Annotated in this window: 14 protein-coding genes; 9 read left to right on the top strand and 5 right to left on the bottom strand. The window is 48.8% G+C overall.

Features of this window, described 5'->3' with window-relative positions; genetic code table 11:
• Window positions 1–28 precede the first annotated feature (28 nt).
• From ST42_RS09535 to ST42_RS09520, 4 genes are all read right to left on the bottom strand, one after another.
• Window positions 29–1,615 carry a capsule assembly Wzi family protein gene (locus ST42_RS09535; RefSeq protein WP_044073346.1) on the bottom strand — a complete coding sequence of 529 codons (1,587 nt, stop codon included), beginning with the start codon at window positions 1,613–1,615 and terminating at the stop codon, window positions 29–31.
• Between the two features lie 20 nt (window positions 1,616–1,635).
• A complete protein-coding gene (udk, locus tag ST42_RS09530; RefSeq protein WP_022316752.1) occupies window positions 1,636–2,247 on the bottom strand; it encodes a uridine kinase in 612 nt (203 codons plus the stop codon).
• Window positions 2,248–2,267: 20 nt separating this feature from the next.
• On the bottom strand, window positions 2,268–2,834 hold the full coding sequence (locus ST42_RS09525) for a uracil-DNA glycosylase family protein (protein WP_042519061.1): 567 nt from the start codon (window positions 2,832–2,834) through the stop codon (window positions 2,268–2,270).
• 194 nt (window positions 2,835–3,028) lie between these two features.
• Window positions 3,029–4,087 carry an endonuclease/exonuclease/phosphatase family protein gene (locus tag ST42_RS09520; RefSeq protein ID WP_022316754.1) on the bottom strand — a complete coding sequence of 353 codons (1,059 nt, stop codon included), beginning with the start codon at window positions 4,085–4,087 and terminating at the stop codon, window positions 3,029–3,031.
• Between the two features lie 211 nt (window positions 4,088–4,298).
• Here ST42_RS09520 and ST42_RS09515 point away from each other — a divergent pair, with 211 nt between their 5' ends.
• The 8 genes from ST42_RS09515 to trxB all read left to right on the top strand — a co-directional run bounded on the left by ST42_RS09515 (window position 4,299) and on the right by trxB (window position 13,484).
• On the top strand, window positions 4,299–6,881 hold the full coding sequence (locus ST42_RS09515; RefSeq protein ID WP_044073344.1) for a TonB-dependent receptor: 2,583 nt from the start codon (window positions 4,299–4,301) through the stop codon (window positions 6,879–6,881).
• Between the two features lie 15 nt (window positions 6,882–6,896).
• Window positions 6,897–7,802: a DUF5689 domain-containing protein gene (locus tag ST42_RS09510; RefSeq protein ID WP_044073342.1), complete on the top strand. Its 906-nt coding sequence runs from the start codon at window positions 6,897–6,899 to the stop codon at window positions 7,800–7,802.
• Window positions 7,803–7,853: 51 nt separating this feature from the next.
• Window positions 7,854–9,266, top strand: a complete 1,413-nt coding sequence (locus tag ST42_RS13215) for a hypothetical protein (protein WP_082028632.1) — start codon at window positions 7,854–7,856, stop codon at window positions 9,264–9,266.
• A gap of 86 nt (window positions 9,267–9,352) precedes the next feature.
• Entirely contained in the window at window positions 9,353–9,922 is a 570-nt protein-coding gene (locus ST42_RS09500; RefSeq protein ID WP_022316758.1) for a four helix bundle suffix domain-containing protein, read from the top strand.
• Window positions 9,923–10,218: 296 nt separating this feature from the next.
• Window positions 10,219–10,470, top strand: coding sequence for a type B 50S ribosomal protein L31 (locus ST42_RS09495; protein WP_022316759.1), 252 nt, complete (start codon window positions 10,219–10,221; stop codon window positions 10,468–10,470).
• 233 nt (window positions 10,471–10,703) lie between these two features.
• Complete coding sequence (locus ST42_RS09490) at window positions 10,704–11,669, top strand: DNA/RNA non-specific endonuclease (RefSeq protein ID WP_197068934.1); 966 nt, start codon at window positions 10,704–10,706, stop codon at window positions 11,667–11,669.
• A 299-nt stretch (window positions 11,670–11,968) separates the two neighbouring features.
• Window positions 11,969–12,517: a glutathione peroxidase gene (locus ST42_RS09485; RefSeq protein WP_044073340.1), complete on the top strand. Its 549-nt coding sequence runs from the start codon at window positions 11,969–11,971 to the stop codon at window positions 12,515–12,517.
• Between the two features lie 34 nt (window positions 12,518–12,551).
• Window positions 12,552–13,484, top strand: a complete 933-nt coding sequence (trxB, locus tag ST42_RS09480; protein ID WP_044073339.1) for a thioredoxin-disulfide reductase — start codon at window positions 12,552–12,554, stop codon at window positions 13,482–13,484.
• Window positions 13,485–13,792: 308 nt separating this feature from the next.
• Here the strand turns inward: trxB and ST42_RS09475 are convergent, their stop codons facing one another.
• Window positions 13,793–14,797: a hypothetical protein gene (locus tag ST42_RS09475; protein WP_044073389.1), complete on the bottom strand. Its 1,005-nt coding sequence runs from the start codon at window positions 14,795–14,797 to the stop codon at window positions 13,793–13,795.
• Window positions 14,798–15,034: 237 nt separating this feature from the next.
• Here ST42_RS09475 and ST42_RS09470 point away from each other — a divergent pair, with 237 nt between their 5' ends.
• Window positions 15,035–15,274, top strand: coding sequence for a helicase associated domain-containing protein (locus ST42_RS09470; RefSeq protein ID WP_042518764.1), 240 nt, complete (start codon window positions 15,035–15,037; stop codon window positions 15,272–15,274).
• The last annotated feature ends 141 nt before the right edge of the window (window positions 15,275–15,415 follow it).

The following is a 15,415-nucleotide window of genomic DNA, read 5'->3' as shown; positions in this document are numbered from 1 at the left end:
ATTATCGGTGAAGTTATAGTGACAGTGTCTACAGGCTGAAACTGCCCCTCTTGGCGATGGTCAGCTGGAAACCGTAGTTGTTGCCCAGTATTCCTCCGAAGTCCATGGCATAACCGCCTTTCACGCTCCAGTTGCGAAGCAGAGACCTTGTGAATTTGTATTCACCCTCAACGAGGAAACTGATATTGTGGCGTAAGTCGTTGTAAGGACTGCCATAGGTCCCCAATCCCTCCTGATAAGTGGCAAGCACACGGTATCGTGTGTTGTCGCTGGGACGGCCGTCGAATCCCAGATGGAAAGCCATGAAACGGTTGTCCTGCACAAAGATGCTTCCATTCTGGTTGTAGATTGGCGAGCGGAAGAGAGGGTTTCCCATCACCTGTCCCCAGTGCTGCCATCCAGGATAGATGTTGTGGTTGTAGTAATTGTCGGTGCCGCCGATATGGTCGGGAATAGTCGTCGTATGGTCGTGGTATATAGGTCCGCTTTGATATTTTGTGTAGATATATTCCACCACGATGTTTCTCAGCCATGTACCGTATTTCATGTTGAGGTCGAAACCTATCATCCAGTCTTTGAAGTCGTAGAGCACGTAGCGTCTCTTCTTCTTCACCTGCCATTCCTCACCGCTTCCGTAACCATCGTAGTCGAGTTGGAACATCGCCGAGTGGTCTTCAAAGAATTTGTCTACGTAGAGTCCCGCTTTCCAAAGGTCTTTCTCCAAGTTCAGTCGCATCATCCAGCTGCCCAGTTGGTTGCCTTCAGCATTCTTGTAGTTCTCGCCATCGGTGATGTCTTTGCCTCCCGGCACAAAAGCGTTCCAATAACCTTTCAGACTCGTGTTACCGTTTATCACCGACACCGTTCCGTCACCGTTAGGCAGATACGATTTTCCGCCGAACTGCGATGCCATCTCCAGTCCCAGTTCCAGCGAGAGAGGGTGCATATACGGGTCGCTTCCTATTCTGATGAATCCTGCCTTGGAGTGATATAACACGTTGTCGGCATATCTGCTCCGCTTGCTGGTGAATTCGTGCTGCCATGAGTCGTCGGTCATTATTCCGTAAGCCACATGACCTTTCAGCTGCACCCATCCGCCAGTGAACGGCACCTTCCAGTAGTCTTCGAGCGCCAACCTCACCTGTGGCACGGGTCGGGCGTTTATGCCCAAAGTCTGCGAACCGCTGCTGAGCCTGTTGTCCTTCAGGTTCAGCAGCCTTTCCTTTGCTCCTATGGAGAGAGTGCCATGCAGCCATCGTCCCTCCACGTAAGCCTGTTGCAATACCACGTTGCTTGTATAGTTGAAAGGCACGGCGGCATCAATGCCGAATCCGTATCCCCATTTCTTTTCCATGTCGTTGCCGATGTTTCTCTGCAGCGCTCCTCTGATGTAGCCGTTGTTCTCGTCGAGCGACGACAATCCGTATTTGTTGGCGTTCAGCCATAGTGGGGTCTTGCCGTGTGAGAAGCTTCCCTGGGCCTCAGCCGAATATTCAAATTCCCCTTTCTTCTGTAGCGTGGTGGCTTGTTCGTCGTAAGTGTCGTTGTCTTGAGCCGTAGCGTTTAGTGTCGCTGCGGAAATCAAGGCAAGTAGAAATACCTTCTTCTGATTCATAAATGTTTTGATGTTTGTGTCTATTGTTGCATCAGTCTTTCGATGAATTTGCACACCATGTCGATACCCTTCACGTTCTCTCCGCCCTGAGGGATGATTACGTCGGCATACCTCTTTGTGGGTTCGATGAACTGTTCGTGCATAGGTTTAAGCACTTCGAGATAACGGTCTACCACCATCTTCACGTCGCGTCCACGCTCCACGATGTCCCTTTGTATGTTGCGTATCAGTCGCTCGTCGGAGTCGGCGTCAACGAATATCTTCAGGTCCATCATGTCTCTCAGCTTCTTGTTCAGCAGCGTCATGATGCCCTCGATGATTATCACAGGCTTTGGTTCCACATGGATGGTCTCAGGCAGACGGTTGCATTTGATATACGAGTATGTGGGCTGTTCGATGGCGTTTCCCTTGCGCAGTTCGTTCACCTGCTTGATGAGCAGTTTCCAGTCGAAGGCGTCGGGATGGTCGAAGTTTATGGCATGTCGTTCCTCCTCCGTCATCTCCGTCGTGTCGTTGTAATATGAGTCAAGCGGTACCACCGCAACATAGTGTGGAGGCAGAGCTTCCACGATTTTCTTTACCACGGTGGTCTTGCCAGAGCCCGTACCACCAGCTATGCCGATTATTGTCATATATTCTGTTTTGATGTTTGCTATTTTCTTATCAGGACCTTGCGGTATTGTTCCGCTTTCTTCTCCAGTTTCATGGGGTAGGCTCTCGAACTGCTTGGCATGCGGAAGAGAGTCATCCTCTTGCCGTTGTTCAGAAACTCTACCGATGTGCCAACTTTAGGGACGGGGCAGCCGAAATGCGTGGCGAATACCGTAGTGGCCTTCTCTCCTGTCGTCACCACCGTGGTGCAGTGGGGGAGTCTTTCCAGAAGCGAGTCGAGATCAGTTGGTGTCACAATCTCCAGATCCTTGTCAGAAGCCGTGTTCTTCGTGCGTCTCACGGCACACGCCGTGTCGTATAGCGCCACGCCCTCTTTGGTGAGGAATTCCACTATCTGCTCTTTTCTGAACCTCTTCCTCTCCGTGTCCACGAAATGGTCTTTGTCGTCGAAAAACAGTAGCCCAAAGATTCTCCACATGTCGTTTATGAAGTTAGGATAGAAGAAATCCATGCTCCATCGCTGTTTTGATGGCGGAAAACTTCCAAGCATCAGCAGCCAGGCATTCTTGGGCAGGAAAGGCTCGAGTGGATGGCATTCTACAGGAATGTTGGCGGATGATGCCCTGGTGTCGGCACCCGTCAATCCGCCAGTCCCTCCGTTCTTCCCCATGGTAGTGGACAGGCTTGTTTTGCTTTCAGTTTCTTCGTTTGATTTCATAAAGGCTTACTGTGATATAGTCTTGAACTTCGGTATTACCCATTTTGCCTTGGTTCCCTCAAATTAAGATCTATTCCATATCCCTATTTCTGCTCTTTTACCAGATACACGACTACCGGCAGGTGGTCGCTGTATCCGTCGAGCCATACGCCGCCGGCATGAGTACGCTTTGGAGCACCCTTGTATTTCCCTTCGGTCTGGAACAGATAGTCGCGGCGGAAAATCTGGTTCTTGAAGAATTTCAGTGTAGAGAAATCCTTTGCTCCCTTTTTGTTCAGCAGGTTAGGAGTCATTACAATCTGGTCGAAGAGGTTCCACGAACCGCCATAGGTCAATGTTCCCAATCCCTCTTTCACCAGTATGTTGTACCATGGGTTATACATCTCGCCTTTGCCCACCTCGTCGATGTCTGGTTTGCATCCCAGAGCCTCCGTCATGCTGGCGTTTGTGGGGTCGTCGTTCATGTCGCCCATCACGAATACCTTCACCTTTGGGTCTTCTCTGAGCAGCGAGTCCTTCAGCGCTCTCACCTGGCGGCCGCCCGATTCACGATAGAAAGGTTTAGCCGCCCGGCTCGGCCAGTGACACACCACGAATGCCACATGCTCGCCGGCCATCTCTCCGCTCACGGTCAGGAATCCGCGGGTCAGAAACGCACTGTCCTTCTCCAGTTCCTGCACGTATGGCACGAGCTTAGTGTTCCAAACCTTGAAGAGCTGCGGATTGTAGAGCAGCGCGCAGTCGATGCCACGGCGGTCCGGACCCTCTATATGTACGTATTTATAGCCACGTGCCTTCAGCGGTTCCTGTGCCGTGAGGTCGTCGAGCGCTTTGCTGTTCTCCACCTCGCTCAGTCCAATCACGGCGCATCCCACGTTCTTAGGCAGCACGTCGGTGCCCATGTCGGCAAGAGCCCTCGCCATGTTCTTCAGCTTGTGAGAATATTTCAGCCCATTCCAGCGGTAAGACCCCGTAGGAAGGAAGTCGTAGTCTCTTTTGCCCTCGTCGTGGCAAGTATCGAAGAGATTCTCCTGGTTGTAGAATCCCACTCCGTAGCACAAATACTTTTTCTCATTTTGCGACATTGCGCCGATAGACACCATGCACAGCGCTAATATCAGCAAGAAACTGATTCTTTTCATTTTCATATTGTTTTAAATATTTTGTTTTTCTATACTGCCTGTCTGACAATTATCCACGTCTTTGTAACCAAAGACAAAGGTATGAATTATTTTCCATTATTTTGGCATTGCGATATTAAATGTTTGTAACATCCCGTATTTTTATCTTGTAATGTTTGTCGCTTAGTCAAAAAAGCGTTAACTTTGTGGCATACAAACATAACACTTATTTATGAAGCAGAAGAATCTGAAATTAGCCGTGATGGCATTGTGCTCCGCTTCTATGGCCCAGGCCCAGACAGTAGGTACTGACTCCATAGGACAGCGTGGCGCCGCTCTCAGCGAGTCGGCTTTCACGTTTACGGAGGCACAGCTCGGAGAAGACGATGATATGTCGCAGAACGTTACCATCGTCAATTCCAACTCCAACATGTATGCGAGTGAGGTTGGATTCCTCTTCTCGCCGGTGCGTTTCCGTTATCGTGCGTTCGACCAGAAGTATAACGATGTTTATATCAACGGACTGCCGATGAACGACATGGAGACGGGGCAGTTCCGCTATTCCCTCGTTGGCGGACTCAACCAGCAGACAAAGAACCAGGAGTTCGCCCTTCCGTTTGAAACCAACAATTTTGCCATGACGGGGATGGCAGGTTCAAACAACTATAACTTCCGTCCGGCAAGCATGCCGGCAGGCCACAGGATAACGCTCTCCGGAGCCAATCGCAGTTATACGTTGCGAGGCATGTACACCTTCAATACCGGACTCAGCAACCGTGGTTGGGCATTCTCAGGAAACCTCACATACCGCTGGGCGAACGAAGGATACGTGGAGGGGACGTTCTATAACTCCCTCTCTTACTTCCTCGGAGTGCAGAAGGTGTTCGGTGACGGAAGCCACTCTCTCTCGCTCACCACATGGGGCAACCCTACGGAGCGCGCCTCTCAGGGAGCTGGTACTGACGAGATGTACTGGATGGCAAACGACAGATACTACAACCCATACTGGGGATACCAGAACGGCAAAAAGCGCAACTCACGAGTAGTCAACGACTTTGCGCCGACAGCTCTGCTCACATGGGACTGGAAAATCTCCGACAACGACAAGCTGACGACTTCGCTCATGGGCAAGTACAGCATGTATAAGAGCACGAAGCTGAACTACAACAACGCCGACAACCCTCATCCAAACTACTGGAAGAATATGCCGAGCAGCTATTTCGATATCTGGGACGACACCAATACCTCATACCGGAACATCGATGCGCTCGCCAACTGGCAGTCGGCATACGATTTCTGGAGCGGACCTAAGGCAAACCGCCAGATAAACTGGGACCAGCTGTATTATGCCAACAAACAGGCATCGGCACAGGGACAGGATGCCATGTATTATCTGCAGGCAAAGCACAATGATGCGCTGACAATCGCATTGGCTTCAACTTTCAACAAGCAGATAGACAAAGACAAGGCATGGAACATCGGCATTGTGGGAGCTACCAACAAGGGCATGCACTACCAGACGATGGAGGATATGCTCGGAGCAACGACATTCCACAACGTGAACACCTACGCCATCGGCACCTATTCGCCAGATGCCGATGAGGTGCAGTATGACCTCAACAACCGCAACGGCCTCGTGGGAAAAGACGACAAGTTCGGTTACAACTACAACCTGCTCGTGAACAACGGCAAACTGTGGACGAGCTACTCGGAGAACTTCGGCAACCTGCACTATGTAATAGCCGGTAAACTGGGATATACATCCATGCAGCGCGACGGAAAGATGCGCAACGGTCTCGCCAAGGACAACTCTTACGGCAAGAGCCACACGGCACAGTTCATTGACGGCGGAATGAAATTCGGAGCCAACGTTAATCTGGGCCGTGGCAACACCTTTACCCTCGGACTCGGATATGAGCACCGTGCACCTCAGGCAAAGGCGGCCTTCATATCACCGGAGATAAACAACGACTTCGTGCGCAACCTCAAGAACGAGCGCGTGTTCAGTTCAGAAATCGGATACCAGTTCCAGACCTCTTGGCTGCACGCCAACATCAACGCATACTACAGCTACCTCACCAACGTGAGCGACTGGCAGAACTTCTATATGGACGACGTTAACTCATTCACATACGTGTCGCTCACAAACATGAAGAAGGCATACTATGGCGTTGAGGCAGGATTGAAATTCCGTGTTACAAGCGCCTTCGACGTAAAACTCGTCGGACAGATAAGCGACGCCAAGATTCTCAACGACGCCAATCTCGAGTATATGCGCTCGCAGAATGCCGTGGTATATGGTGATGTGGCAGACGGACTCGTTGAAGACCATATATATAATAAAGGTATGCGCGACAACGGCACACCGCTCACGGCAGCAAGCCTCGGACTCAGCTATCACAGCGGCGGATGGTTCATCGACCTCAATGCCAACTACTACGACCGCATCTATCTCTCATACTCTCCTAACTACAGATATGAGTCAGCATGCAAGGTGCGTGGCGACATCCTAAACAACCAGCCGGTGCGCAGCGAACTCTCACAGGCTAAGGGACACGGCGGATTCATGATAGACGGCTCTATCGGAAGAAGCATATACCTGAAGCGCGGATCGCTCTCAATCAACCTCACCGTGACGAACATCCTGAACAATACCAACATCGTGACCGGAGGATACGAACAGAGCAGAAGCGACTACAGCACACCGAAGGCCGACGGAACGGCAACGACACGTGCATACAAGTTCTCTAAGAATCCAATGAAGTTCTATGCCTATGGCACCAACGGACTCCTCAATATCGCGTATAAATTCTAAAAAACTCTCATGACAATGAAAAAGACGAAATATATAAAATTCCTCGTTGCGGCAATGCTCCTCGGCGGACTTGCCACTTCTTGCATGGACGATGACTGGAACGACCCGACCGGCGAGGTGGCTCCATATGGCAACAACGACATCGTGGAGGACGATGCCAAGATGATATCCATAAAAGAACTGAAGGCAAAGACAGTAGACCTCATACCCTCATCACAGGCAAACGACACCGTGCGCATCACGGAAGACTGGCAGTTGAAGGTGCGTGTGACCGGAAACGACATTCAGGGAAACATCTACAACCAGATTGCCGTGCAGGACGAGAGCGGAGAGGGACTCCTCATCTGCATACAGAAGGGCGGACTCTTCGGATTCCTGCCTGTAGGACAGGAAATCCTCGTAAACCTCAAGGGACTCTATATCGGCATCTATGGCAACAACGTGCAGGTTGGTGTGCCATATACGAATACCAGCGGCAGGACATTCCCAAGCCGTATGAACATCAACGTATGGAATGAGCACTTCAAGATTCTCGGTGCGGCAGACGCTTCAAAGGTGGTGCCTGAGAAATTCGATGTGTCAAAGCTGAAAGACGTGGCATACGTGAAATCTCATCGTGGAAAGCTGATGACACTGGAAAACGTGGAGATGGACAAGGCTGACGGCAAACTGGCATGGGCACCGGAGGCTGACAAGGACGCCGGAAACGGAGTGAGCCGCACGGTGAAAATCGGTGGCAAGGCACAGAGTCTGATGGTAGTGCGCAGCAGCACATACGCCGACTTCGCTGCCAAGGCGATGCCTACGGGAAAGGTGAACCTCACCGGTATCTTCACCGTATACGCCACAAATCCTTCAAAATACGGCTACACCTGGCAGATTCTCCTTCGCTCAGACAGCGACATCGAGGATGTGAAATAAGCAAGGCTGAGAATTCAATAAAATGTAACAAAACTATAAAAAAGAAATACAATGAAAAAGATATTATATTCAGTAATGGCGATGGCTGCCCTGACATTTTCATTCGCATCGCTGACAAGCTGTGAAGACGTTCCTGCACCGTATGAAATGCCGGACGTAACACCTGATGAACCTTCAAGTCCGGAAATGGAACCGGCAGGTACCGGTACACAGGCTGATCCGTACAACGTGGCTGCTGCCATCAAGTATATTGACAATGGTGGTGCCGAGGACAAGGAAGTCTATGTAAAGGGTAAGGTAGTGTCAGTACAGTCTGGCAGTTTCGACCCGAGCTACGGCAGTCTCAAATACTACATCTCCGACGACGGTACAGCAACAAACCAGTTCCTCGTTTTCAACGGATATGCAGGACCAAACCGAACCAAGTTCTCTGGCGAGGACGCTCTCAAGCCAGGCGATGAGGTAGTGATATGCGGTAAGCTTGTGAACTACAACGGAACAAAGGAATTCACTACCGGAAACTATATCGTTTCAATCAATGGCAACGGTGGCGGCGGTTCAGACCAGCCGGCAGCAGGTCAGCCAACCGGCGACGGTACAAAGGCAAACCCATTCAACAGCGTGGCTGCAAACCAGTATGCATCGTCTCTCGCTGCCGACGTGGAGTCAGACAAGGACGTATATATCAAGGGAAAGGTGGTTTCAGTCAAGGAGCAGTATGGCACCCAGTTTGGCAATGCCACATTCTACATCTCCGACGATGGCAAGGCAGACAATCAGTTCTATGTGTTCCGTGCTCTTTATCTGAACAATGAGAAATACACCTCAGGCGCAACTCTCAATGTTGGTGACGAAGTGGTAGTCTGCGGCAAGGTTGTCAACTATATGGGCAACACCCCAGAGACCGTTAAGGACAAGGCTTATCTCGTTTCGCTCAAGAGCAACGGCGGCAGCGGTTCTGAAGGCGGCACTACCGGTGATGCGAGCGCTTCGAATGGCGACTTTGAGAACTGGACAAACGGATTGCCAAATAACTGGAAGACTGCTTCTTCTGCAGGAAATGCAACACTCAGCCAGAGTACAGATGCTCACAGCGGAAAGTATTCTGTAAAGGTAGGTGGATCAAGTTCTGCCAACAAGCGCCTTGGTTACAAGGAGATAACTCTGAAGCCAGGTGAATATACTGTTACGTTCTATGCAAAAGCTGCAACATCTACAGGTGCCTCTGTTCGTCCGGGATATGTTCCGGTGAAAGATGGAGCAAACCCAACCGGAAGCGATTATAAATATGGTGACTATGTAAACGACATAACAGCTACGAAATGGGTGAAAGTCACATATACATTCACAATCGAAACAGAAGGTACTTACAGTGTTCTTGTAATGAATGCCAAAAAGCCAGGCGGAGATGTGTTGATTGACGATTACACTTTGACAATGGGCTCTACCGTTATAATTAAATAAAACATTGACCTTATATATTCAGAATCCCATCATCCTTCCAGATGATGGGATTTTTCTAAGCACTCCTAAATCTAACAATACATAAAATGGAAAACGACAAGGAGTTTATTCCGCAGAAAGGAGGCTATCGTGATTTGATAGCATTTCAGAAGGCAACTTGCATATATGACATCACATATTATTTCGCACACAAATTCTTGGACAGGACTGACCGTACCGTAGACCAGATGATACAGGCTGCGCGCAGCGGCAGACAGAATATTGCCGAGGGCAGTGCGGCGGCAACCACCTCACGAGAAACGGAGCTGAAACTGACCAATGTGGCGAAAGCAAGTCTGCAAGAACTATTGCTGGATTATGAGGACTATCTCAGGCAAAACGGACTGGTACAGTGGGGAATATCAGATGTAAGAACTGTAAAGACGAGGGATATTTGTAAAAGACATAACGATACGGAATTTTATATGAAACAGATTCCGAGCCGTTCGGCTGAAACCATCGCAAATATTGCAATAATACTGATTCATCAAGCAGACACTCTCCTCAGACTGTTGATAGAGAGGCAAAAGGCGGATTTCCTGAAAAACGGTGGAATCAGGGAGGAAATGACGAGGGGCAGAATTGCTTATCGGCAACAGAATGGATGGAAGAAGTGAGAAAGTGAGGGAAATTATAGGAGAAATAGGACGTTTTAGGACTTATAGGACAGATAGGACTTATAGGATTAATAGCAAGGCTGTATTTGTCCTATCTGTCCTATAAGTCCTATCTGTCCTATAAGTCCTAAAACGTCCTATTTGTCTTAAAAAAGGCGTAGCCCCCTCATTTAGCCTGCTGGTTCAACATTTTTCCAAAATTTCTTGTCCATTCCACAAAAAAGCCTTACCTTTGCAGCCAAATGCTGAAAAGCATCGAAAATAATAAACAAATAAACAAACAATTTTAGATTAAAATGAAAAAAGGTATCCATCCAGAAAACTATCGCCCCGTCGTATTCAAGGATATGTCCAACGGCGATATGTTCCTTACACGTTCTACATGCAAGACTAACGATACAGTAGAATTTGAAGGAGAGACTTACCCAGTGGTAAAGGTCGAAATTTCAAGCACTTCTCACCCGTTCTATACTGGTAAGAGCAAGCTCGTTGACTCCGCAGGTCGTGTGGACAAGTTCATGAGCCGCTATGGAAAAGCCCGCAAATAATATATACTAAGATATATAATTATTCAGGAAGATATTAAAGTGTGTTCAAGCGTAGTTGCATATGCGCATGAACGCACTTTTTGTTTGTATCCCAATCTGTCTTGCCCCCGAAACGGGCGTTACGCTGTTTTATGAGATGGGTTAAACCCATTTTGGGGCATAATCCTCTTGCTGCCGACAGTCAGCCAGAGGAAAAGAAAACTAAGACAATTCAAATCATTATGAAATTCATTATGAAGAACAGATTTCTTATTCGTACTATGTATGCTGCGGCAGTTGTCCTTTTCTTCACGGCATGCGGCAGCGACAATGATGGTGGCGGTTCTTCACCGGCAAAAGAACCCAACGTAAACAGAAACACCGACTATACCGATGCTGCCGCGACAAGAACCGAAGTGCCGCATCTGCAGGGAGGCAACAGCCAGTTCATAGCCTATAGGGTGAGCGACAAGGCGTTCGACAAAGACGGAGTGAACTACTGTGTGGAGTGGGACCGCACTCTGAAGTCAAACCGCTGGACATGCTATGTGATGACCAAGCAGAACATAAAGAAGAATGTGCAGCGATGGTATGCCGCCGAAGGCGAGATGCAGTATCCTTTCGACGTGGCAAGCCTGACTGCTGACGATTATTACACTAAGAGCAACGGACAGGATTTGATATACGGATCAGGGTTCGACCATGGACATCTCTGTCCGTCGAACGACCGCCTGTACAGCCTCGCCATAAACAAGCAGACGTTCTATCTCACCAATATGCAGCCGCAGTACAAGGTGTTCAACGGAAGCGACAAGAACTATAAGTACAAGGGTCTGTGGATAAACATGGAGCAGTTCCTGTATAACTTCGTGTCAGGAACAAAGTTCTCCTCCGCTGACTCCCTCTTCGTCTGCAAGGGCGGTACGATAGACAGCGAGAACCATATCCTGCAGCGTATCGGCGGCAAGATGATAGTTCCGAAGTATTTCTATGCAGCCGTGGTGTGGAAGCGTGCCAAACTCAACGTGTATTCCGGCCTCGCTTTCTGGTTTGAGCACACCAACGTATATCATGGCGACGATGCGCTGAAGGGATATGTCGTTTCCATCTCCGAACTGCAGAACAAACTTGGCAACAAGATAGACTTCTTCTGCAATCTGCCGGACAAGACAGAGGCGCAGGTAGAGAAAGTGGCAGCGACAATGGACTTCGGTTTATAAAAAATCGCAAATATTCCGCATTTATTTGGTGCCTTTTCATCAGAAATGCCTATTTTTGCAAATAGATTGGCGAGAATGCTTCTTCTGAAGCCTCTGCAATGGAGATATTATAAGTCAGTAATCGTGGATTATCAATCTGTGGTAAGAGGATTGTCAGCCTGTAGGGACATGGATTCCTCAACCTGTAATGCGCAGGGTATATCCTTGGCGCAAATGGCTCCGTGGCAGAAGGCGTCATTCTGACAAAAGAACAGGTTATAAATCGGAAATATATTTTAAAACAAAAAACAAGAATAGAAATGAATACAGTATTTGACTTTTCGGTTAAGGACAGAAAAGGAAAGATGGTAGCTCTCAAGGAGTATGCCAACGAGGTATTACTGATTGTCAACACAGCCACTAAATGCGGATTCACTCCACAGTATGAAGAGCTGGAGAAGCTCTACGAGAAATATCACAGCCAGGGTTTTGAAATCCTCGACTTCCCCTGCAACCAGTTCGGACAGCAGGCGCCAGGAACCGATGAGTCTATCCATGAGTTCTGCAAATTGAATTTCGGCACGGAGTTCCCACGCTTCAAGAAGGTGAAGGTGAACGGTCCTGATGCCGATCCTCTATATAAATTCCTCACTTCGCAGAAGGGCTTCGCCGGATGGGACGAAAGTCATCCGTTGACAAAGGTTCTCGACGAGATGCTCTCACAGACCGATCCCGACTACAAGTCAAAGGCAGACATCAAGTGGAACTTCACCAAATTCCTTGTAAACAAATACGGGATGGTGGTAGAGCGCTTCGAACCGACAGAGAATATGGAGAACGTCGAGAAGAAGATAGAAGAACTGTTGTAAAACAGAATAACGACTTTAAATACTAAATTATAATATGGAACACGTAAAATGCTTGATTATCGGTAGTGGTCCTGCAGGATACACTGCTGCTATTTATGCTTCAAGAGCAAACTTGAAGCCAGTTGAATATTGCGGTCTGCTCACCGGTGGCCAGCTCACACAGACCACTATGGTGGAGAATTTCCCTGGTTATCCTCAAGGAGTGCTTGGCGGACAGATGATGAACGACATCCGCGAGCAGGCAGAACGCTTCGGCGCTGACATCCGCGACGGCATCATCACTAAGGTGGACTTCAGCAAGGCTCCCTACAAGGTGACAACCGAAGAGGGCGTTGAGATTGAGGCGGACACCGTGATCATCGCCACAGGAGCGTCTGCAAAGTATCTCGGACTTGACGACGAGAAGAAATACAACGGTATGGGAGTGTCAGCATGTGCCACATGCGACGGATTCTTCTATCGCAAGAAGACCGTTGCCGTTGTGGGCGGTGGCGACACAGCCTGTGAGGATGCCCTCTATCTCGCCGGTCTGGCAAAGAAGGTATATCTCATCGTGCGCAAGCCATTCCTCAGAGCCTCTAAGGTGATGCAGGAGAGAGTGATGAACGCTGAGAACATCGAGGTGCTCTTTGAGCACAACACCATCGGACTCTACGGTGAGAACGGTGTAGAAGGCGCACATCTCGTGAAGCGTCGCGGCGAGGCAGACGAGGAGAAGATTGACATCCAGATCGACGGTTTCTTCCTCGCTATCGGCCATAAGCCAAACTCTGACGTATTCAAGGAGTGGCTCGAGACCGACGAGGTGGGTTATATCAAGACCATCGACGGCACACCACGCACCAAGATTCCTGGAGTGTTCGTTGCCGGCGACGTTGCCGACCCAGTATACCGTCAGGCTATCACGGCTGCAGCAAGCGGTTGCAAGGCTGCGCTTGAGGCAGAGAGATATCTCTTGAACAAGTAATTCTCTCTTTGAGAGTTTCGTGAATATGCAGCCCGTAATGGTGGGCTCGCAATAGGGTAGGAGGAAGATGAAATATTTTTCCTCCTATTTTTATGTCCTTCTGTCAGGGATTATAAGAATAAAGCAGAAGGAGCGAAGAATCAGATTCCTCACTCCTTTCTTAGGTCTGCATTACCTTAATATATCCTGATGTCTTTTATGCTTCAAAATCCTTTTACCTATCGTTTCTTTAATATAGTATGTTTAATCCTTCTTTCCAGTCAGTCTTGTGTTGTATATATGATATAAGTCTTCTTTCTTTTATCCTTTTATCTTCCGAATCTTCCACCGCCACCGGAACGTCCGCCACCTCTTGATGAACTGTTGCCGCCTGCCGACCTGTTGTTCGACGAACTGCTGCGGCTCGGTGTGAAGGTGTTGGCAGGGCGGGAAGAACCGCCTGCCGGACGATATATTCTCGTCGGGCTGTTGTTGAAACTGTTGCCCCTTGATGATCTGCCTATCTCTTGGCTCACTGTCGTGCGAGAGCTGCTCAGATTCGTTGTGCCGTTGCCGGTGCCTCTCCTCGGTGTAGTGCCTCTGTAGCCGCTGTTGTTGTCGCGTCTGTTGTTGCCGCGGTCATAGCGTCCGCTGTTGTTGTCGTCGCGTCTGTTGTTTCGGTCGTAGCGTCCGCTGTTGTTGTCGTCACGTCTGTTGTTTCGGTCGTAGCGTCCGCTGTTGTTGTCGTTGCGTCTGTTGTTTCGGTCATAGCGTCCGTTGTCATGTCTGCGGTCATGGCCTCTTTGTCCGCGGAAATCGCCACGGTCATATCTGTCTCTCATTCCAAAGCGGCTCTCTCCTGGGCGAGGTCCGAAGGTGCGTCCGTGATACCAGCTGCGTCCGCCGTTTCTGTGCCAGCTGTGTCCGCCGTAGTATGTGGCATAGAATGCCGGTCTGCCGAAATAGAAATATGTGCGGTTCGGGTAGCGTACATAGATGCTGAATCGCCACACGCCGTTGGTCCATATCAGCGGACGGTAGAAATATGCCGCTGAGCAGAAGGCGTTATACTGCCAGTCGAAGAGGATATAGCTGAGATCCATGTTTCTTCTCGTCCAGTATGTGCCGTAGAGGTCATCATAGGTGCTTATGCTCATCAGATAGTCGAGGTTCACCTCGTATGCTGCCTCATACTGCTCATCGTTCAGGTTCAGCTCGTAAGCCATCTTGTCGGTCAGGAAGAGTGCTCTGTCCCTTGCCTGCTCGTAGCTCATCGCCATTGTGGATAGTGCCACGGTGAGAAGCAATGCCATTGATAATATAAACCTTTTCATGATCATTGTGTTTTATGTTCGTAATGTTCTTTTCTCTGGTGCAAAGAAACAACAATTCCCGGTGCTGCCAAAGGGTTTTTCCCTAAAGTGGGAGGGAAAATCCCTATAAGTGTTTTCTCTTTTTTGAAGTGTTAGTTTATTGTTGTACTTTTGCGGTCTCCTTGTTTACTCGTATCTTGCCTGCTTGTCAACTAGCAGAGCAAGTTGAAAACTTGCGGAATATATAATATAAGGTGTATGGCAACAGTGAATGAAACCAAATGGCTGACCAAGTATCAGCAGCTAAAGGACTATGTGGAGCAGCATCATCAGCTGCCCGACAAGAAGAAGGTGGAGAACCGGGGACTGCTCAACTGGTGGAAATACAACAAGAAACTGGCCAAGCTGGACAAACTCTCAGAAGAGAAGCTACGGATGCTGCAGGAATTGTCTGACAGCAGGATAATAAAATCTGACAAAAAGGCATTGTTTTTGTAAATATTATGTACATAGTGTCATGCGTTTGTCATATATTTGTATATATTTCCGCTTGTTTTATGTCAATTATCTAACTATAAATATTTGCTTTCTTTGACTGATGTCAATAAAAAGCATAAGAAACGACTATATCCCCTCTAT

It is taken from the genome of Prevotella pectinovora, from assembly GCF_000834015.1.
Classification (GTDB): domain Bacteria; phylum Bacteroidota; class Bacteroidia; order Bacteroidales; family Bacteroidaceae; genus Prevotella; species Prevotella pectinovora.
This window is presented reverse-complemented; position numbering and strand designations above follow the sequence as displayed.